Here is a 23385-nt window from a genome sequence, read left to right as displayed (position 1 = left end):
ACCAATCAACCCTACATTCCATTCAAAAAAGAAACCCTGTCCGGACCGGACAGGGTTTCAACGCTTATATATTAATTACAACTATTTAAGTTCTTTTACACGAATAAGCACATCCGACTCCAGATTAGTTACAATGCCTTTTACAGTGATCTTATCGCCTACTTTTACAGCTCTGTATTGTTTAGGGTTATCCAGGTTGGGAATACTGATAGTTGCAGCATATGATTTGTTATCTGCTGTTTTTAGTTTAGCAGTATAGCCATCTTTACCCTGGTTAATTTCTGTAACCACACCGGTAACTTCAATACTATCGCCATCTTTGTTCTCCTGTGTTGTAACTGGTACAGCGGTAGTATCGGCAGCAGTTTCATTTACAGGAGCTGTAGTCGTATCAACAACTTCTGTAGCCGTAGTTTCTTCAACTGTTTCTTTTTTGTTATTACATGATCCAAATGATAAGGCAGCCACTAAAAGTGACAATGCTAAAACTTTATTCTTCATAATACATTTTTATTTTACTCAAATATAAGTCTTTTCGCATACAAGAATGTTAGGAAATATAAAAAAAACGGCTACAAAATGTAGCCGTTTGTGATATTTAGATCGACATATGTTAATGTCCTCCGCTTATTTTTTTATCAAAGTCAATACCCTGGCTTCTTAATATACCTTTTACTCTCCATGCATAAAAAGCAAGGTATGCAAAACATATAACGCCTACAATATAACTTGTTTTAATGGTTGTAGCATCGGCGACTGCACCTTGTAAAAGACTTACAAGTCCTCCCCCCATAATCATCATTACAAGGAAGTTACTTCCCTGAGTTGTCTTTTTACCGAGACCGCTTACAGCAAGTGTAAAGATACATGGCCATAGTGTACTACAAAATAATCCAACACTAGTAAACGCATAAACGCTTACCATTCCGTTTGTTAGCATACCGGTAATAATCGCAATAATACCAAGAGCCGAAAATAGCAGCAACATTCTTGCAGGGTTACCTTTACTGGCAAGGTCGGCAAGAATCAATACAATTATTATTAATCCATATACGTAAAATGGTGCCAGGTCGTGTCCCATAAAAGCATTCACTCCTAAGAATACACCAAACGCAAGATAAGGCGCTATAAATTTAAATAATGTCTGCATCGACTTATTATCTGTAAACGCTTCAACAGCTCCACTCCAACGGCCTATCATCATACTTGCCCAATATAAAGAAACATAAGGCGCAATATTATGCGTAAGAAAACCTAAATCCTTTTCAAGATAAGCAGGCAGGTTACTTGCAGTAGAAACTTCAACACCTACATAAAGAAATATAGCCAGCATACCCATTAATAGCTGAGGGTATTGCAAAGCAGATGTTTTAGCGCCAACAACTTCTTCCACAACACTTTCTTCCAGTGGCGGATGGTTAGGCAGCGACGAGAATTTTAATAATATGGCCACTGCGATAAAAGCAACACCAAGAACAAGGTATGGAATTTTTACACTTTCAACACTCACATTAGTGTTAGCATCTGCAACAGAACCAAAAATTGCAAAACTCACAATAAGCGGCCCGATAGTAGTACCAAAATTATTAATACCTCCTGCTAGCGTTAAACGCTGAGAACCTGTTTTAATAGGCCCAAGTGCAATTGCCAAAGGATTTGCTACCGTTTGTTGTAGCGAAAAGCCAAGAGCTACAATAAATAGACCTGAAAGCATTAACGGGAAAGAACTTAAATTGGCCGCGGGATAAAATAACAATGTACCAAGCGCAGAAATAGTAAGGCCTAAAGCTAATGAATTTTTATAGCCTAGGTGACTGACAATATCTTTTTTCATAGCTGCAGATATACCAATGTAAATCAACGAGCCTACTGTATAAGCGATATAAAATGCAAAAGATACTAACTGGCTTTGCCAGTTCTTTAGGTCGAATGCCTTTTGGAATACAGGAATAAGGATATCATTACTGGCGGCAACGAACCCCCAAAAAAAGAAAACAGTTACCAACGGAATAAATTGGCCCCATTTTGTTTGCGTATTTTCAGAACTCATAATGTTTGTTTGGTTAATGAAATGTTATATGATATTAGTTATTGCAAATGTGACCGCTAAAATAATACTGAATTTATCATTTTTCCTAATTTAAAGAAAAATAAAAAAGCCATTAGTAAAACGTTTTAGTTGTACGTTTTTCAAAATAAAATTTGCTAAATATACATATATAAACCATCAAGCCAACAAATAAATCTGCTAAAAAAATATCGATTTTCTACTATCTGTTTATCAGATTATAATTCGTTTATCCTATATAATGAGATTCAAATAAATTTAATAGTAATCCATAAAAAATGCCCCTACAAGTGGGGCACATTTTCTTTCTCTTTTATATAGTCATTAAGATATTTAAATCGTTCGGTTAGCTTACCACGATCTGTTATCTGTGATCGCGACAGTATACCATCTTTATCGTCATTAAAAAATGCTGGAATAATGTTTTCCAGGAACATATCTCCGAAACCTTCACTTGCATCTTTAGGTAGTTCACATGGTAAATTATCGACAGCCATAACTACAATTGCAGAAGGATGATGTACATCTACTTCTTTTTCCTCATAAGGGTGATAGCCATAAAAAGGGCTGGCAATGGTAGACGAACGCAATGTACACGCTATTGGGCCATTAACATCACACGATATATCAGCAACAATTTTAATTCTGTTTTCAGGATTTTTAAGCATTTCCGAAGATAGAATTACCGGGGCACCATTTCCGTAAAAATGACCTGCAATAAATATATCTGAAGCTTTTGCAAAACGTTCAAAATCTGAAACGTGATTTTTCGGATTTTTAAAGAACGAATCTTTATCAAAGGATTTCCCGTCTTCTCTTTTATTATAATGCTCAACGTCTATCTGAACATAAACGGGCTCTGTATATGTTTTAGAAAGATAATTTTCTACAGATACCTCTTTAACTTTCATGGCATCAAGCATTTCTTTTGCACCCATACCAACTTTACCCTTACCTGTTAACACTATTTTCACAGGAGGCAACACCATTTTTTTTAGTCTTGAAATCAGAGCGTCTTTATCTTTAAGAGATTCTGCTAGTGGCAAATTATACAATTCAAACTTGTTACCAAAAGCTCTGAAACAATTATAAGCGCCCACATTTCCGGCATATCTGCCAAAGCCTATAAGTCGCCTGCCATGCTCATCTACAAATGTTTCATGGTCATATAGATTTATTTCCTTATCTATAACTGCCTGCAGCATTTTTTTATTATGCGGCTGTTTTTTTATAGTGTGCGAAAAGAATATATATTTCTTTCCGGGTATAAGGTTATCTACAGGAACTTCCTTTACGCCAATAAGAACATCGCAGTCAGAAAGATCATAACTTACTTCAAATCCCTTTGCTCTATATTCTTCATTTGTAAATACACGCACATCAGATGCTTCAACTTTTATTTCTGCATCTGCATACAAATTCTTCAGTTCAGCCAGTTTTTCCGGCGAAAAGACAACTCTTTTATCTGCCGGTATTTTTCTCTCAGTAATTATCCCAAATTTCATAGCAATCAAAAAATCAAAATTAACACGGTTTATGTTAGTTTACATATAACTACAACGATGTAATACCAGTAATATAACACGAACTCACAAATAATCACCAAATATAACAAGTAATTCATTCGTTCACTAATTAAAAACTTAGAAAATTAATCATTATATTTGCAATACCGATTTGGTACTGTTTTTGAAATACTAAATCGAATTACTTAAATGGGGTCGACTGGTTTTGACAGCAGGCCGAAATGAACAGTAAGCACGTCGAGAACAGAGGTTAGTTCTCGTTAATAAATTGACCTCGAACTTATAAACGGCGAAAATAACTACGCTCTAGCTGCTTAATCTAAATTAAAGTAAGATTAGCCTCGTCCCTGCAAGGCAGGGAGGCAGGATTCTCCTGAAAAGCCTTGGTTTATGGCGTTTCGTATAGGAGAACCGTAAAAGTAAACCTGGGGGTTTTTTCGCTTCGCGGAAGCCCTGAGAAAACAGAAGCTAAGTAGTGTGTGGCAGTTTCCGGCCTTGCGCACTATCGAAAACCCAATCGGAAAATAAACGTGTAGAAAGCTCTTTGCTTCCCTGTTTGGACCCGGGTTCGATTCCCGGCGATTCCACTAAAAGAAAAAACCTACTTAATTTTTGTTAAGTAGGTTTTTGTGTTTTATATGCAAGATAATTGACGAAGATGGGAGTCGAACTTCACCTTTAAAACCAGCATAAATGCTGGCATTCATATAAATAAGGATTGATTGTGCCACGATTTGGCCACAAACTCGACTTGCTTAACTAATTGATTTAAAGAACGGTATAATTATTACAAATATACTAAATTATTACTATTTAGATTATACTTATAATGGTATTCATTCTTGCTAAATTTCCACATTTAGTTACTCTTTATAAAGTCTTATAAAAGATTTTATCATTAATCAACTAATAAAAAGCAAATAAAGCAATATTATAGACCTGCGGTTTTCCGCACTTGACAAAAATTAACTTTCCTATTTTCGATCTATGTTGTCGTTTACACTTTAAAATTAGAAAATATATTTTGAAATTAGAATAACACACGGCTTCCCAATAGACAACAACCCATCAACAATCTCAATATGATATAGTATCTCTAATCATAATAAACGAAATGCATCTACATCAATAAATAACTACTCAGGACTGGTTGGTGCCGTGTTGCAACTTATTGTTGCCTTACTGGTTATTGTTGGAACGCTATTACATTGGATTTGGAAACAGTTATAAAGAAAAAGGATGAACATTGCTGTTCATCCTCAATAAATTAGTGGAACTGTTTATTATAGTTTAGAAAATATTTCTGAATCATCAATTCTTTTATTTACTATTAATTCTTTGAAAATAGAAATAATTAAATTAAGCGTTAATAGGCCTCCTGAGCCTTTAAATATTCTATGCTATATCCAACCCAATTATCATCGTTTTTCCAAACAATTTGTATGGAGTATTATCTAAAAAACCATCTGTATTATCAAAATCAATCTTAACATCACAACCAGGATTATCTAATCAGTAAATATTTCATATGACCAATATTCATCAATTAGTGTAATATCCTTTTTACTAATTCTATATTTGCCTTTCCAAAAGTCCGTATTGTTATTATATTTTAAATTAAATTTAACCTTGTTTGATTTTATACTTATAAAGCTTATATCAAAAGCTTTTGTATTCTTTATTAATACAAGTGAACTATCCAAAATAGCACCTCCAATGAAATTATCATCTAAAATTAAAAGCTCTTCCCTATCTGAATATAATGATGAACGATTTTCAACTGTCATTATCAACATATCGTCTGTATTATAAAATTCCAAAACAATTACTTGTGGTTGTTTTTTAAATTTATTGTTAAAATTAACTTTTGTACTTTTTAATAGTTCTAAAATATTTTTATCTAATTGTACTTCGTTTACTGTCAGAGAATATTTATTTTCAACATTATCTTGAACTTGGGATTTACAAGAAATCGATGATGTTAAAATTAATAACACTAATAGTCGCCTAATAATTATAATAATTTCCTCCATAATAAATATTGAATTTTGTTTCATTTACCTTTTTACTCGGATTGTTATTCTTATATGTATTTGTTGCATCTGTCATTCTAGATTTTATCTTTAAATCTGATGTTGAAGGTAACCCCGCACTCCATAGAGGATGGTTATGATTATGTTCTTTAAGTAAGCCTGGACCTGCATATCTCAATGCCGCTTGTCCACCAAAATATTCTTTGTCCTTTTGATGCGAAGTAAAAATTAAATTTTTATTAACTGAAATATTATCTGGATTAGAAATATTTAAAAACGTAAATTCAACATCACTATTGTTAGCTATAAATTCAAATGTTTTCTTTGCACTTCCGTAATTATTACCAAAATCTAAAGAATTGCCATTAACAGCATTCCCTTTATCATCAGTAGTAGTAAAAGACTTCTGATTATCTAGAACTCCATCTTTTACGTCAATATTTTTATTTTCCAAATTGCCGTCTTTATCATAAGTTGGGTCACCTGCAACTAACTTATCAACTTCGACCCCTTTACTATCGTAATATTTCTTTTCATCAATTTTTGTGATATTTCCTACCTTATCTAATTTAAATGTATCCTCACCTTGCATCCCATCAGGGTCTATAAATCTTAAAGGATTGTTATAACAATAGGTGTAAGAACTAAATCTCCTTGAAGTTTCCGCTAGTGGATCAATATTCATCCATCTTCCAATTGCAGGGTCATAATTGCGCGCTCCATAGTCGTAAATCCCAAGCCCTAGTTCATCTTGCAGCTCCTTGCCGTTGTACTTATACTTATATGTTGCCTGGGATTCATTTGTCACAGGGGTCAAAACAACATAAGGAGGTCTAGTCTGCGCCTCGAGAAATTGCAAAGAAGAGGAATACCCGTTATGTTTTAATCCAAATGGATAATAATGATTCTCATCAACTATTTTTAATATAACATCTGCCGGATCTTTCATGTAACTTACACGTACATTGCCCAAATGATCTACGTAATTGTAAATATAGTTATAAATCATACTTCCTGTATCAGGATTTACACTTGCCTTTACATAACCCTCTGCTGTTGGAAAAAAGTCAAGTGTACCATTTGTATATTGAAATCCAGACAAGTATTCTGTTGTAGCTACATTATTAACTACTTTCTTTACTTTTTCTCCAGACGCAGTGTAAATATATGTTATTTGCTGTCCGCCACTGAAGCTAATTCTTGTGGGAAGGTTTAGATGATTATAAGTAATAGATGTTATACCCTTATTCCTATCAGCTGTTAAATTACCGAAATTGTCGTATTGAAAATCATCAACATTATTATCTGCACTATCTTTAAAACCTTTTGGGTGATTGGTAGCATCTACAACTTTAAGTAATCGGTCTTTTTTAGTGGTATCATAAGTATAATTAAGGTCATCTATTGCGATAACGGTTGTTGCAGTATCACTTTCTCCATTTCTTTTTAAGGTGGTAATATTGCCGTTACTATCGTAAGTTAGATGTTCATTATATGAATTTCGAATGGCCGTGCTCGCAAGTGGTAACTGATACCATGCATCTGTAAGCCTGTTTATATCATCGTATGTATAGCCATACCTTCTCAACATGTTATCACTTGTTGTACGCCAGGAAGTCTCCGCTATATTACCATTAAAAAGTGGCTTAATTTTACCATCAGCGTTTGAACCTATCGCTTCATTATAATTTATATTGTAGCCAAATAAATCCTGTGGAGCGTTTATCTGAGCCAAACGTCCAGTACTATTTATAGTTTTTAGCCAGCCCCTGATATTATAAGTATAGTCTATAAATTGCAACGCGGACACTCCTGTAATGTCACTGCCTCCTACTTTTTTTGCTTACTAAACTTCCTGAATAGCTATACGTGTTAAACGACATAAGCTCCGACGGATTACTATTTATCTTATGTGTATGGCTTAACAACAGGTCTTGGGGATTATAAGAATAATCATCCCGAACTGTAGTTTGCACACTTGTATTAAGCCTCTTGTGAGCAGTAATACTAAATAAGGTTTTGCCTGCAAAATCATAACTGTTATCCGTTTGTGTAAACCCTCCCAGGTAATTCTTGGTATAGGTCTTAATAGGCCTGCTTTTATAATCATAAATGGTATAAGAGCTATTTCCAAGGTATTCCCCTGCAACAGTTAGTACTCTTGTCCAGTTGCCAACTAATAGTCCCTTTACATTGGAGATACTACCAAAGGGGTAAGCTGTTGGCCCTCCCGGAAATCCATAGCTATCGTAATAATTAACGCTAAGCAGCGTTATGCCTGTTGGAAAATTAGTAGTATAGTTAACCGCGATATTATCAATAGTTTGGGAAGACGTTGTACGAGTTACGGTACTGAATGTATTATTCTGCATCGCCTTTCGAGTGGCACTGCTAAACGTAGCTGCTGTAAGCCAGCCCGTGTAGGCCACACGCCCGAAAGCATCATATTTGGTAATTGACCATCCTGTAGAGTTTCCTCCAAAGGGAGAATACGCCGGGCCATTCGCAACCACCCTATCCATTTTATCGTACACAATATACTCCCAATCCTTTCCCGGAATCTTTTTTTCTACAAGCCTGTTCTGTCCATCATATTTGTACTGGTAACAAAGTTCATCGCTAAATACTCCACTTGCTATTGGAGGTAGTACGTAAGTGAGGTTGCCATATTGATCATAAACATAATAGGTGTTTATAGTTTGAACAGACGTCACCCATCCATTAACAAGAGTAACAAAAGTTCTTTTCAACAGGAGGCGCCCATCAGTATCTTTAAACTCTTCGACTGTATTAGTTTTGAAATTATTTAATATTCCCAGATAAATTGTCGCTTTTTTATTTTCATCCTGCGTAATAGTCTTATACAATGTTCCTGCACTATAATTGCCATCCGAAACAAAGGAAATATCGAAAAGCCCTGTCGTAACATTCCACGTTGAGACTGCCTTCAATTTTTTCACCTCTGTTGCCGTGTTGCTTAGATAGGCAAACTTGATAGTATTGTCAAGGTCATCAGATGCATTGCCCTTCCACGCGTCACCTGGAGCTGATTGTTTTACAACCCTGTTTAAGGGTGAGTTTTCAAAGAACTTCTCACTATAAGGGTAATTGGTAGTCTCGTGTTCGCCTGCTAAACCGTGAAACACCAAGGTGTTGGACAGCGCATCTGGATTATACTGAAGATTACCATTGTTCGGGAAGGGCAAATAACTCTTCGACTCCCTGCCAAAACTATCGTATTCGATATGTGTAACCAAATCAGTACCCAAGCTTGAAGCTTTTCCGGCAACTTTTTGTATAGGCCTGCCCAGTCCATCATAATAGATCACTCCAGCATTGGCTTTTGATGCATCAGATGTAGTGGTTGGCTGCTTATAAATGCTTGTTTTTATATAATTCTGTGTCGTGCTCTGGCCTATAGCTAAAAACGGAAACAGAAGGAGTAATATTATATTTCTCATTTGCCCTTAATTCTTTATTTTATAATCGTTCTCCGAAAGTATATAGTTCTGGTTATCCCGAACGTCCTTTAAACGACCATCAGTATCATAATTATAGTAGGTCTTAATCCCCTTTTCATCTGTAATCATACTTACCCCAATAAGCGGTTTATAGTTATAGGTAGTAATTAACGAACTAGGCAGTACGGTCCTGATTGTGGATGGAGCAACTATCAAAGTTTGCAGGGAAGCTTCCGTGGTTCCCAAAGCAGAGAGAACCTCGGAGAATGTAGCATTTTTGATAATCGCAAGAGGATGCATTCTGTTATAGCCATAAATTACCGAGGTACTAATGCCTCCCTCCTGGGTAAACTGTAAGATATTGCCCTTAGGGTCATAAAGGTCGTAAGTTGCCCGTTTTTCCAACTGACCGATAGTAAACAAATTTGGATTACTGTTTGGAAACTTAGCAGCATACTCAAACTTTGGCCTGGCGATATTGCCGGTTGTGGCATCCTTTGCATAAGCCGTCTTTGTCTCGAAGGTCTTGACGTTATTTACAAAACTCTCCGTCCTAATCTGCTCATACCTATTGGCCTGGATAAGATCCTGCATTAAAAATTCTGTAGGCAGGTCGTGGGGGTAGTAATATTTGGTAGATGTTATCCCATTGGTGCCGGCCACCTCTTTTCGGGATGGCAGACCAGCTAATTTGCTGTCATAAAATAGTTCTTCACTCGTTACAATATTTCCAGCGGCAAAATAATCGGTAGTAGTAACTTTATCTAAATTATACCATTTATAATATGTATAATAAACACCAAAATAGTAGTTACGAATGTTGTAGTTCATATAAAACCTTTGTCCATTTCTTTCACCAATTTCCAAAGCGTTATCACCACTATTCGACTCACTGGGGCAAGCATTTCTTTTAAATAGCTTTGAAATAAAGCAATTCGTCAAGTACCCAGATTTTTCCGGGATTTCCTTATAATTGTATTGTTTTTTTTGCAGGATTGCATAATTATTACTAGCGACCTTAAAGTAATTTTCTTCTAATATGGTTCCATTTGTTAAGCCTGTATTACTATATTTTCCGAACTCGAGCATATTCCAAAAAAATGTTGGAGAACCAGGACCAAAAACTTCTATAATTTTACTATCCTCAGCAACTGAAAATGTAATTTCCTTTCCGCCATTTTCAAAATTATCACCTCCATAACTAATTGTTACATACTGATATTTAGAACCACCTGGAGCATAAATAGAATTTAAACTACTTGAGGAAATAACTTTATCCCTAGCAATTGTCGGATCGCATGGTGCCCCTCCCACAGTTCCAATAGAACATGGAATTTCTTCTACTTCATCAGAAACATATTGTGGAATTTTATAATTTAGTTGAGAATCTATACTGTTTAAACGATTCAAGTAGCTATTATAGTAATATCTCTTATAATTGCCAAGCGAACCACTTTGGGAAAAATCTGCAATAGATTTAATTCTTAAACCAAGTTTATCTTTTATACGTAAACGAGAATTCTTCACTCAGTTCAATTTTACCATAAAATTTCGGAGATCTCGTTTCGTATAAACCTTCTAGTCGATTTTCTTTAATTTTGTAGCTACTACAAGCCAATAATGTTGGCAATATTAGGAAAAAACACTTTTTCATATTTTAATTTTTTATATAATTTGACGCATTGCACTGCCGCTTTTGTCGAAAAATTCAAAAGAATTCCTATAAGTATGTGGTTTGCCCGGAGTGGTAGGGGTATCCAAGGTTCGCTGTGTAGTTCGATCCTGAATACCGGGATATAATACTTTTATGTTAGCTAGGTTCTGTCTAGCTTCTCCGAAAAAGCTGCCCCTATTATAGGCTTCTACTTCATCCTGCAAATCATATAACACCCCTCCATTTCCATTCGACAAATTGAATGATAGACTTCCACTTTCAAATTGATAGGCATGTTTTAGTTCACGTCCAAACAAACCCATACTAAAACTACCCGCAATATTTACATTAACTTTACCATTAGAATATTGGACATTTCCAGACGCTCCTGATCCAACATCTGAGGATTTTTCAATTAAATTATATAATTGACTTGAACTTTCCAAAGCATCGAGTTCACTCAAAGTCTGATTAATGATACATATGGCAGAGTGTTCGCTACCGTCTTTCTCGCCCAATCAGATGTATTATTCCTTTAGCAATGAAGCTGGCAAAGGATAACTGTATTATTTATCTTCAAGGTAAACTATAATCAATTATGAAAAATAACAATCCCTACTTTAACGGCTTCCTAACAGACAGCAGCCCATCTACCCAATTCAAATACGATATTTTAGCCAGCAAGTTTATGACTGGCGTAATGAACCACAATAAACGACATGCACCTATAACTTAAGACTGGTAGGTGCCATAGTGCAGATTATTGTTGCCTTACTGGTTATTGCTGGGCGGTAGTGCACTGGATATGAAAGGTTATAAAAGACAAAGGATGAACATTGCTGCCCATCCTTTAAATTTGACTATTAGTTTATTTTCTGTTGTATGACTATAAATTAAAATCTTTGAACTGTTCTTATGCATTCTTCAATAATATTTAAATAATTATCTATGTTCAATTATTTCATTACTCTTTAATACATTTGAATATAATAACTTATCATAATCATTATCCCATGTTAATATTTTATAATATGCTTTTAAGGCTAATTCAAATCTAACAGGAGCAATATAACTCTTGTATAACAGAACATCTTCTTCATTTTTATTTATTTTTCTTAATTTATTTTCGAAAAAATCCTCTACGTATAAATCCTCAAGTCCAATTTTATAATAGGGCAATTTAACATTTTTTATATTATCGATAAAATTATCAAATACTATCCAATGTTTATTAAACAATTTTCCATCAAATGTATTGCCGAAAAATAAAATGTTGTCATTTAACAATTCTTTAATTTCAGGTCGTGAACTATACAAACCTTCAAAAACTATTATGGTTATAGTGCTTTTTTTTGCGGTGTCAATTATTTGACCATAAGATTTAGTACTCTGATTAATACTAAATTCAAAAATATCACCTTTTTTATATTCCATTTATTGCTTTTTAATTACATTTTTTTTATTAGATGCCCCTCCTGTTGGATTTGATTTATTTGTCGGTCCCCCTAAATTATCTAATGCCTTCTGCTCTTTTATTGATAAACTTGTTGGATGTTGTCCCGCCACGTTACCTCTATCGATGATACTAAATTCAAAATCGGCATCGGGATGATTACGAATATGTGTCTTTTGTCTTAATAAATAATTAGCTTCATCTTTTGCTTGTCCTGCATAAGGTTTTAATCCACCCGTTCTGTCAGTTCTTAAATAGATTATTCCATCAGCATCTATCCTAGGCCTCATCGCTGCCATTACTGAAGCCGCAGCAAGTACTTTTTGAGGGTCTGTCCATTGACTTAAAGCTTCAGCGTATGCCATGGCAACGCCGTTAGCGGTAGTAGGGTTTTGAATATAGTTAATTGCCTTTTGTCTTGACCATTGGGTTGAGAAGCCATCTAAAAGTCCATTCATTTCATCAATAGTTTCAAACCCCAACAATGTAGCTTTCATATTGTTATTCCAGTCCTCACTATCATAAACACTCTTCATTCTAGCATTTTTGTAGGATTCAGCATAAAATATAAAATCAGTCAATTTATTATTAGGGATAGTCACTATATCATCACTACCATCATTAGTATCCAAAATTGTCTTACCTGTTCCATCAACATACTTGGTCGCCCAATGTTCTCCTATTAGTCCAGTGGGGTCAGTATATATAATTGGGTTATTATGTGTATAATGGTATGTAGATTCGTCATAAGCTGTTTCCGCTAATGCATCAACATTAAACCACCTACCAATTGCAGGATCATAATTCCTTGCACCATAGTCGTACATGTTAAGCCCCAGCTCGTCTTGCAGCTCCTTGCCGTTGTACTTATACTTATATGTTGCCTGGGCTTCATTTGTCACAGGGGTCAAAACAACATAAGGAGGTCTAGTCTGCGCCTCGAGAAATTGCAAAGAAGAGGAATACCCGTTATGTTTTAATCCAAATGGATAATAATGATTCTCATCAACTATTTTTAATATACCATCTGCCGGATCTTTCATGTAACTCACACGTACATTGCCCAAATGATCTACGTAATTGTAAATATAGTTATAAATCATGCTTCCTGTATCAGGATTTACACTTGCCTTTACATAACCCTCTGCTGTTGGGAAGAAATCAAGTGTACCGTTTGTATATTGAAACCCGGATAAGTACTCTGTAGTTGTAGCTCCATCATTAACTACTTTCTTTACTTTTTCTCCAGACGCAGTGTAAAAGTATTTAATCTCCTGCCCACCACTAAAGTTGATCTGTGTAGGAAGATTTAGATGATTATAAGTAATAGATATTATACCCTTATTCCTATCAGCTGTTAAATTACCGAAATTGTCGTATTGAAAATCATCAACATTATTATCTGCACTATCTTTAAAACCTTTTGGGTGATTGGTAGCATCTATAACTTTAAGTAATCGGTCTTTTTTAGTGGTATCATACGTATAATTAAGGTCATCTATTGCGATAACGGTTGTTGCGGTATCACTTTCTCCATTTCTTTTTAAGGTGGTAATATTGCCATTACTATCGTAAGTGAGATGTTCATTATATGAATTTCGAATGGCCGTGCTCGCAAGTGGTAACTGATACCATGCATCTGTAAGCCTGTTTATATCATCGTATGTATAACCATACCTTCTCAACATGTTATCACTTGTTGTACGCCAGGAAGTCTCCGCTATATTACCATTAAAAAGTGGCTTAACCTTACCATCAGCGTTTGAACCTATCGCTTCATTATAATTTATATTGTAGCCAAATAAATCCTGTGGAGCGTTTATCTGAGCCAAACGTCCAGTACTATTTATAGTTTTTAGCCAGCCCCTGATATTATATGTATAGTCTATAAATTGCAAAGCAGACACTCCTGTAATGTCACTGCCTCCTACTTTTTTGCTTACTAAACTTCCTGAATAGCTATACGTGTTAAACGACATAAGCTCCGACGGATTACTATTTATCTTATGCGTATGGCTTAACAGCAGGTCTTGGGGATTATAAGAATAATCATCCCGAACTGTAGTTTGCACACTTGTATTAAGCCTCTTGTGAGCAGTAATACTAAATAAGGTTTTGCCTGCAAAATCATAACTGTTATCCGTTTGTGTAAACCCTCCCAGGTAATTCTTGGTATAGGTCTTAATAGGCCTGCTTTTATAATCATAAATGGTATAAGAGCTATTTCCAAGGTATTCCCCTGCAACAGTTAGTACTCTTGTCCAGTTGCCAACTAATAGTCCCTTTACATTGGAGATACTACCAAAGGGGTAAGCTGTTGGCCCTCCCGGAAATCCATAGCTATCGTAATAATTAACGCTAAGCAGCGTTATGCCTGTTGGAAAATTAGTAGTATAGTTAACCGCGATATTATCAATAGTTTGGGAAGACGTTGTACGAGTTACGGTACTGAATGTATTATTCTGCATCGCCTTTCGAGTGGCACTGCTAAACGTAGCTGCTGTAAGCCAGCCCGTGTAGGCCACACGCCCGAAAGCATCATATTTGGTAATTGACCATCCTGTAGAGTTTCCTCCAAAGGGAGAATACGCCGGGCCATTCGCAACCACCCTATCCATCTTATCGTACACAATATACTCCCAATCCTTTCCCGGAATCTTTTTTTCTACAAGCCTGTTCTGTCCATCATATTTGTACTGGTAACAAAGTTCATCGCTAAATACTCCACTTGCGAGCGGAGGCAAAACATAGGTAAGGTTACCATATTGATCATAAACGTAATAGGTATTGAGTGGCACAATAGCAGATCTCAATCCACTAATTACCTTATTATAAGTTCTTTTTAAAACAAGTCGACCATCTGTATCTTTAAACTCTTCAACAGTATTTAATTTGAAGCTTGCCGTTAACCCCAGATATATTTCTACTTTTTTATTTTCATCCTGCGTAATAGTCTTATACAATGTTCCTGCACTATAGTTATCATCTGAAACAAAGGAAATATCGAAAAGCCCTGTCGTACCATTCCAGGTTGAGACTGCCTTCAATTTTTTCACCTCTGTTGCCGTGTTGCTTAGATAGGCAAACTTGATAGTATTGTCTAGGTCATCAGATGCATTGCCCTTCCACGCGTCACCTGGAGCTGATTGTTTTACAACCCTGTTTAAGGGTGAGTTTTCAAAGAACTTCTCACTATAAGGGTAATTGGTAGTCTCGTGTTCGCCTGCTATATCGTGAAATATCAGGGTATTGGACAGCGCATCTGGATTATACTGAAGATTACCATTGTTCGGGAAGGGCAAATAACTCTTCGACTCCCTACCAAAACTATCGTATTCGATATGTGTAACCAAATCAGTACCCAAGCTTGAAGCTTTTCCGGCAACTTTTTGTATAGGCCTGCCCAGTCCATCATAATAGATCACTCCAGCATTGGCTTTTGATGCATCAGATGTAGTGGTTGGCTGCTTATAAATGCTTGTTTTAATATAATTCTGATTTGTACTTTGACTAATAGCAAGCCATGGAAACATAAATAGTACAAGTAATATCTTTTGCATCATTAAGGATTTAACTTATAGTTATATTTAAATTCAGACTCTATATTGCCTTTGTCATCTTTAATAAATTCTAATCTACCATTATCGTCAAATTGATAAGTAGTTTTGGCACCATTAGGTTGAATAACTGCTGTTACTCCTACTAGCGGTTTATAGGCATACGAAGTCATCTGGGCATTTTGAAGTACCACACTGGTACGCAGCAATGTTAAGGCATTAAGAACTTCTGACTCAGTTCCTGTATCTGTTTTAGATTGCAAAGATGAGATAAGATCAGAAGGAATCGTTGCATACTGAATATTATCAATTACAGCAATCGGTACTGTCAAGCTATATCCGTATAGATAGCTCGTATATTTACCTTCAAATTCCAGTTCTAAAACATTTCCCTTAGAATCAAATCGGGTAAAGTTAATCTGTTTACCTACGGTTTGATTTCCCTTAAAAGTTTTAACCGATTTTTTATGAAAAACGTCAGGATACTGATACCCATTGCTATTTAACCTTCTATAGAAGTCATATCTCTGTGATCCAAGCAGTTCATTATTTCTGAACGTTTTTTGTTCTATCACATTGGAAATTGAGTTGTTTTGCGTCATTAGTTGTAAAATCGAATAATTAGAATCCCCGGATCCATAGCTGTATGGATACAAGTAATTAATTTCATCGACAGCACCACCCGTATATGTCAGGATATTTTTACTGAGTTGGTTATAATTGTCATAAAATTTTTCTTCCACTTTTTTAATTGTGGTGGAATTCGGAAAAATCTCCTCAGTTGTAATACTCTTTAAAAGACATTCCTTCTGAAAGATTGGATATATACAAATTAAATAATTGGGTTTGTAATAGACGGAACTTCCATACGAAATTTTATAATTTCCCTGTTCGGCAACTTTCATATTCCAATTTATATCATTTATAATTTCATGATATGTATAAGCCTCTTTAAGAATATCTTGTCCAGCCTTATTTTTTAAATTTTTATTTTTAAGCGACCCATTTCTTGGAAATTTTGCTGGAGCCGGAATCGCTAAGTTTGTATAAGCCCCATCGCCAATTGTTGTAGAACTGGCAGGAACATTGTAATAATATTCTTCAACACTTCCATTTGACACGTTCTGATCATCATTAGCTATTTGAGTTTCTGTCACTTTATCGTAACCAACAAATGACCCCAATGCTGTTTCAGGAGAAACTATACTGCCTGAAGATAATACACACTTGTCACCCAAAAATCCATTTTCAGTATGCCCGCCTCCTGATTGATATTGTGGCCAAAGGTACTGATAGGATCTTTTACTGAGCAAAATCGGTGGTGACATTAATTTACCTCCATCATATTGATATTTCTTTTTTGAACTAATTTGACCGCCATTACTAAAAGATGTAATAGATGAGACCCTGAGCCCTCCTCCTATAGAAATTTGAGGTAAAGGAGTTATAGCTTTGTAAGTTAGATTCAGGTTCGCCTGACTTGAATTGTTAATTCCATCGTATGTACCACACCCACCTCTCACTTCAAATACTATTATACCTTTAGGGAAATTATAGGACAAACCGCTTAAAAATTGTTCAATGGGATCGTTATAATTTTTTCGCAAATAAATTACTTCTTTTATATATGTATTGTAGAGGCTGTTTGTGCCGTCAGTAAATCCCTTCATTCCCATTACCCCGTTCAATCCATACGAGTTTAGACCGCCCAACGTTTGCAGGTATGCCATCAATTCCGGCTTGAAGATCTGAATTTTGATATAGCAATTCGCATATGCCTGTGGATCTGTGCATCCCCGGGTGCTTAAGGATGCACCTCCTGTAAATAATGTATAATCTGCTTCGAGATAGACAGATTGAGCCAAATTTATGCCAGTTGTAGATAGCGAAATCCGTTTCACTGCGTCGTATGTGAAATCTGGAATTCCAACATTATCAAAAACGTTCATCTCCCAGTCAAAAGTGGTATAACCTCCTGTTGGATAAGTAATTTTTTCCAGAATTCCTGCTTTACAAGCAATTGAAGGACTTTTATTGTTATCCTGATATTTAGCATACCTCAAATTATTTTGTTCAAGGTTAAAACTATAAATGTTAGGCATTAGCGATTTATTATTTAACGCACCATTATAATATCCCCAAAAATCTACACCGTATGATGTCTTTCGTGGTAGCAACTGAGTATTGTAGCTAAATTTATAGGGATTAATACCATCTTCGCCTACTGAAATTAGCTTTAAACGTTGGGTCAATTCTAAATTTGTTTTACCAGAACTATACGAGTTAAAATTTAGGTAACTATCCCAGTTTGTGGTTGAGACTGAAGAAGTAAAATAATCATAATTAAATGTAAAATTTTTTACATACCCACCCCCTGTAGATCGAATTTCAATTTTATCTAATTTCCTTGCCTCTTTGATATCTGTTCTCGTCGAGGTAATAAATTTTACAGAACCACCCGTAAAGTTTATTGCCGAAAGATAGGAATAAGGTTGCTGTGTCGCTAGTCTAGTTATTACTTCCCCATCTGTCAGAGGAAAACCTAACTGATTAGATGGTACCAACTGCTGATAATCCGTAAAAGTCGTACTAATCACGGGTAAATTTTTGCTTACTGAAGTTAGCATGTAATCAAATGTGACAATATCGCCCTCATTTGTCACGATTTGTGTAAGTTTATAAACCCTTGAACTTTTTTCATAAGAATTAGTGACATCCACTGTAGAAGATAGCGGATTTGTTTCAGTCGTACAATAGTGTGCGATAGCTTGGGTTTCTTCCTTTAATGAAAACATAAATCTATGGCCCTCGGGTACGATAATCACATAGCTTTGCGGTAGGGTATATGAGTTTTCATCGGAAGAAATTATCTTAATATTTTTATTAGTTATACATTCAAATTTTCCGGTTTTCCAGTCAAGAACGAACTCGCCAGTATATCCTAAAAAAGAAAATGTATATTTATCTGGAGTAGTATCAAAAATTCCATTTGCAAACTGATCTGTGAAACCACAGTTTCGAAATCCGATATATGCTAGATTACTGTTCTCCTCTAGATAGATCGGAGTTTTATTTAACCAGAAGACTTCGGGATTTAACCCGGTTTGGAATTGTAGCATACAGTCGAGATCAGGATGTTGTCGATATTTATAAAAACCATAGTCGTCACTACCCTGAACATTTTGAATTATTGTTCCTTCACCTTCTAATACCCAACCTAGACCAGTCCATCCGGCCTCCTCTACAACTTTTAAACCATTAGAAATGTACGACAATGATAGTGGAATAGAAAGACCTTTCGCAGGTATGGTATATAGAGGAATTGTTACATTGGGTCTACCTGTATATTTCCCTACCGGTATATCCCCATATTGTGAAAACTGGAATGCTTGTGGATTCTTCGGTAAAACCTCTGGGAGCAAAGTATTAGGGTTAATTTGAGCATAAACCGTAATTTGCAGGACAACCAATAGAATTATTGTACTTATTTTTTTCACCTTTATGACTATTTTGATTTTAAAACTTTTACTGATTCTGTTCCTTTGTCGGTTCGAACTTCAACAACATAAATGCCTTCGGGATAATTTCCTAGATCTAAGGGAACAGTCCTGCTATCAACGGTGAAGCTTTGCAATTGCCTTCCTGACAAATCAAAAACAGACAGTGTCCCTGAATTAAATTCAAATCCTACTATTATATTAGTAAACTGGGTGGCAGGATTCGGAATTGCTTCGATTTTTTTCTTATCATCTTCTTTCTTTTTATCCTTGTCTTTTAATTTCACAACCCAAAAGTCGTTACCGCCATTCCCACTTTTTTTATCTCTTGATATTTTACCATCGGACGTACCTGCAAGTATATATCCGCCATCACGTGTTTCAATTACTTTTCTTAGTATGTCTGCTCCGCTACTTCCTATGCTTTCTTTCCACAGTTCCTTGCCCTGCGCAGAAATTTTAATGGCTATATAATCATTGATTTCTCTCTTATCACTCTTGGTTGAACCAATTCTTTCACTTTGCGCATGACCTCCGATCAGTATAGTTCCATCTGAATTTTCAACTGCAGATGTAAGAATGTCCGTTTGCCCAGTGTTGTATGTTTCCTGCCATAATACATCTCCAAGACTATCAAGCTTTACAATCCAAAAGTCGGTTCCTTTACTATTCGATTTACTCTTATTACCTGAGGTCGCAGATGCAGAGTCACCAGCAGCAATATATCCACCGTCATTGGTCTGTAATATAGTATATAGATGGTCATCTTGTTCTCCTCCAAGAGTCCGCTGCCATTCGACATTTCCTTCTTTATCTAACTTTATAATCCAATAGTCACCTTCACCGTAGCCGTCGTGTTTTTTATCCTGTGACATTGGCGAATTAGAATAACCTCCTGCAATACACCCTCCATCAGTGGTTGTACTGATACTTTCCAATACGTCCATATAAAGACCACCAAAGGTTCTTTGCCATTTTATTTCGCCCGTATTATCAAGCTTTACTATCCAAAAATCCATACCACCTCTGCACTTTTCAGACTTACCATATTTATCTGTTCCCCCTGAAAGTATCTCACGGCTAGTCCCTGAGTCGGAAGAACCTCCAATAATATACCCACCATCAGCAGTCTGACAGATTGAGTTTACAATATCCCTGCCCGCACCTCCAATAGTTTTTTGCCACTCCTCATTACCTTTGGCGTTGAGTTTGATAATCCATATGTCCAGGTTTCCACGGCACGAGTCTTTTTTGAACATGCCTTTTCCAGATTCAGATGTTCCTGCAAGGATAAAACCGCCGTCACTAGTATTTTTTACACTATAAAGCATATCAGCACCAGGACCACCAAAGCTTTTCTGCCAGTCCATCTCGCCGTGTTCACTCATCTTCCAAATCCAATAGTCAAGATCTCCATTATTATCGGAAGTTTTATTCCCATTTTTATTTGAAAGTGAACTCCCAGCAAGTATAAACCCGTAATCTGCAGTTGGTTGTGCATCGAGAAGATATTCTGCATGTTTGCCACCATATGACCTATCCCAAAGGATATCTTGGGCTGACAATGCATTGATAAATGTCAGATAGAAAATAATTTGAAAGAAATTAAGAAACCGCATATCATAATATTTTGTTAAGCGGTGCAAAAATATAAAAGTATTATCTTACGTAATTACGGGAAAACCGTAAATATTTATTACTCTTTAATTTCTTTTTTCAACATCTATAAAATTATAATGTACACAAAACGATATTCCTTAAATCAGAAGTCGACATCATTCATTAAATAGTGTATTGAAAAAATAAATTACGTTGTCACACTAAACAATTTGCTCATGGAAAGCATGTCAATTATACCTACCCTAAATTTGGCAAAATACTATTGCTTTTGTGCTTCGAATTTTGAAACGATCAAAGCAAAACATGTTCGAGTTTTCTTGGTCAAACTGACATTGCAAGGACGATATCCTATATTTGGAATACTGAATTACTGGCAATGCCTCCACTAATTAAAGCGCGACAAGGTGGTACTCTAGTTTGCATGTAGATGGTAAACAGGGATTACGATAATATACATAGGCTTGTATTACATCTGCAAGGTCTTTAGCATCTGGAAGAGCTGGATGGCAAAAATTACAATTAAAATAATATTCAATTTCTTCAATACTGCTTTATAGTATTTTCGCACGATCATTTCACTGTAACATCTATAATGTTGCTGTTCAATAGTCTCCTAAAAACATTTCCTTCTTTTATAAGTATAATGTTTTATATGAGCATTTAAAACTGTTTTCAATAACTTTATAAAGTTTATTAGAACTCTATCTCATCGGATTCAATTAAGCAAGATGTTGGAGGGGAAGGTAGTCGAACCTGTCCAGCTAAAGTGTTTATATGTATAGGAAATAGAATAGCTATAAAGTATTTGCCATGTATTTGCCATAGCTTTCATTTTAATGGTATAATAGCGTCCTATCGGGTTTTTCTTAACACACCATAAAATTATCTTAATTTTTTAAAGTCCTTACGCCGAAAGCCGCGCAATATTGATAAATCTTCTATAAAGATGTTCGAGAATTGTCCGGGCAAGTCCACGAAGACGGCTTAAGGCGAACTTTTTAAAGTTGCCAAGAACGCATAAAACGTCTCGAAAAGCCTTTAAAGCCTGCAAATTTTGATATTTGCAGGCCTTTTTATTTTCCCTGCAACAAGCAAAATTTTCAAAAATGCCCAAAGTTTCTATGGCAAATTCGTGGCAATTCCTGCAACGCGAAAAAGTGCCGCGAATTTGCCACAAAAATCAAGATAACATATTGTTTTACAAGATGTAAACATAGTTAACATATTGACTGGAGAACGACATAATTCTATATTTATTAATGTTTTAAAAATGTAAATTATGTTAGAAACAAGTTTCGGGTTGAGCTTCTTTTTGAAGTCATCACAAAAAAAGTCAGACATAAGGTTTATTTACTTACGCGTAACTGTTGACGGTATTCTAAAGGAAACCTCAACGAAAAGGAAATGGGATGCCAGCAGGTGAGATATAAAAACCGAAAGGGCCGCAGGTAATAAGGAAGATGCAAGAACACTTAACCACTTTCTTGATACCATGGAAATGAAAATCAATAAACTCAAGACAGACCTTATTTACACGGAGAAATCTATCTCAGCGCAACGCATTATCGATTTTGTTTTGGGTAGGGTAACATCAAAAGCCATGCTTCTTGAATTCCAGAAGCACAACGATGGAAATCACCATACAAAATATAGAACTCCAACATCAGGGGTGCCATGAAAAAATGCAGTAGCCAGTTCAGGAGGTCACGTCGGAACTAATACAACCTCTAGGTTTTTTCTGCGGGGCTGCTAACGATATGTTTTGCAGCAAACTTTCCAAGCAGGCAGGAGCAACTGAAACTTCAGCACAAGCTTCTCTTATTTCAGAACGATATTTTACAGAACGTACGCTTTTCTTGCCAGAGCCAACGCGAAACTGTAAACGCATACGTACAGGCAATAGTTAGTCTCAACCGCATCAATATGATTTGATTCACGCCTTACAAAACGGCTCACGCGTTAACGATAGATTAAAATCATAGCTTATAGTATTGGCCCTCCGTAATTAAGATTAAAACCCTGCTACTATGGCTAATTATTTAATTCTAATAAGGCTTACAGGAAAAATTGATTTTTCCGATGATGCTAAACGCAGTCTTGTCGTTGCCTGCTATTTTCAACCCGGCCGAAAACGCCATTGCCCCTAGAGCGCTCCATAAGAAGACGTCGCTGGGAATTTTTGCATGCCTTAGCTACTTTACCTTCTGTCTGATCGTTGTCTTTAAAAGCCGTAAATATATTTTTTAGTTGTTATGCTAAAATCTATAATTCAAGACCTTAAAAAAATCGAAGTGTCTCGTTAAATAATGTTGTAGCGATGCCAAAAGGAACGATAAATACAAAAACTCACCGGAAGGCATGGTTTATTGAACACTTCACTAATCAAAGTCAGTATCTAATGTTATAAAACAGTGGATAAGCCTTGAGGCTACTATCCGGCAAGATCGTGTGGTAAATTTATATTATTATATGACAGACATTGTAAATGGTCTGTCACTATCATTGCATTATTTACA

At 35.7% G+C, this 23385-nt stretch carries 11 protein-coding genes and 1 pseudogene; all 12 read right to left on the bottom strand.

Annotated elements, in window-relative coordinates:
* Nucleotides 1-81: 81 nt before the first annotated feature.
* Entirely contained in the window at nt 82-501 is a 420-nt protein-coding gene (locus ALW18_17600) for a hypothetical protein (GenBank protein AOE54161.1), read from the bottom strand.
* A gap of 112 nt (nt 502-613) precedes the next feature.
* Nucleotides 614-2050, bottom strand: coding sequence for an MFS transporter (locus tag ALW18_17595; protein ID AOE54160.1), 1437 nt, complete (start codon nt 2048-2050; stop codon nt 614-616).
* Nucleotides 2051-2352: 302 nt separating this feature from the next.
* Nucleotides 2353-3573: an alanine dehydrogenase gene (locus tag ALW18_17590; GenBank protein ID AOE54159.1), complete on the bottom strand. Its 1221-nt coding sequence runs from the start codon at nt 3571-3573 to the stop codon at nt 2353-2355.
* Between the two features lie 1529 nt (nt 3574-5102).
* Nucleotides 5103-5627 carry a hypothetical protein gene (locus ALW18_17585; GenBank protein ID AOE54158.1) on the bottom strand — a complete coding sequence of 175 codons (525 nt, stop codon included), beginning with the start codon at nt 5625-5627 and terminating at the stop codon, nt 5103-5105.
* Entirely contained in the window at nt 5602-7428 is a 1827-nt protein-coding gene (locus ALW18_17580) for a hypothetical protein (GenBank protein ID AOE54157.1), read from the bottom strand. Before ALW18_17580 ends, ALW18_17585 begins: the two co-directional genes overlap by 26 nt.
* 19 nt (nt 7429-7447) lie before the next feature.
* The gene (locus tag ALW18_17575; GenBank protein AOE54156.1) at nt 7448-9088 is read right to left on the bottom strand and encodes a hypothetical protein; all 1641 of its coding nucleotides are present in this window, start codon (nt 9086-9088) and stop codon (nt 7448-7450) included.
* A gap of 6 nt (nt 9089-9094) precedes the next feature.
* Nucleotides 9095-10615, bottom strand: a complete 1521-nt coding sequence (locus ALW18_17570; protein ID AOE54155.1) for a hypothetical protein — start codon at nt 10613-10615, stop codon at nt 9095-9097.
* Nucleotides 10616-10753: 138 nt separating this feature from the next.
* On the bottom strand, nt 10754-11260 hold the full coding sequence (locus ALW18_17565) for a hypothetical protein (protein AOE54154.1): 507 nt from the start codon (nt 11258-11260) through the stop codon (nt 10754-10756).
* 424 nt (nt 11261-11684) lie between these two features.
* The gene (locus tag ALW18_17560) at nt 11685-12176 is read right to left on the bottom strand and encodes a hypothetical protein (protein ID AOE54153.1); all 492 of its coding nucleotides are present in this window, start codon (nt 12174-12176) and stop codon (nt 11685-11687) included.
* Nucleotides 12177-12869: 693 nt separating this feature from the next.
* A pseudogene (locus ALW18_17555) lies at nt 12870-15755 on the bottom strand (hypothetical protein).
* A gap of 2 nt (nt 15756-15757) precedes the next feature.
* Entirely contained in the window at nt 15758-19249 is a 3492-nt protein-coding gene (locus ALW18_17550) for a hypothetical protein (GenBank protein ID AOE54152.1), read from the bottom strand.
* A gap of 8 nt (nt 19250-19257) precedes the next feature.
* Nucleotides 19258-20868, bottom strand: a complete 1611-nt coding sequence (locus ALW18_17545) for a hypothetical protein (protein AOE54151.1) — start codon at nt 20866-20868, stop codon at nt 19258-19260.
* Between the last annotated feature and the right edge of the window lie 2517 nt (nt 20869-23385).

The sequence above is a fragment of the Flavobacterium psychrophilum genome (assembly GCA_001708385.1).
Lineage (GTDB): Bacteria > Bacteroidota > Bacteroidia > Flavobacteriales > Flavobacteriaceae > Flavobacterium > Flavobacterium psychrophilum_A.
The sequence above is the reverse complement of the archived record's forward strand: the minus strand, read 5'-3'. Positions and strand labels throughout refer to the sequence as shown.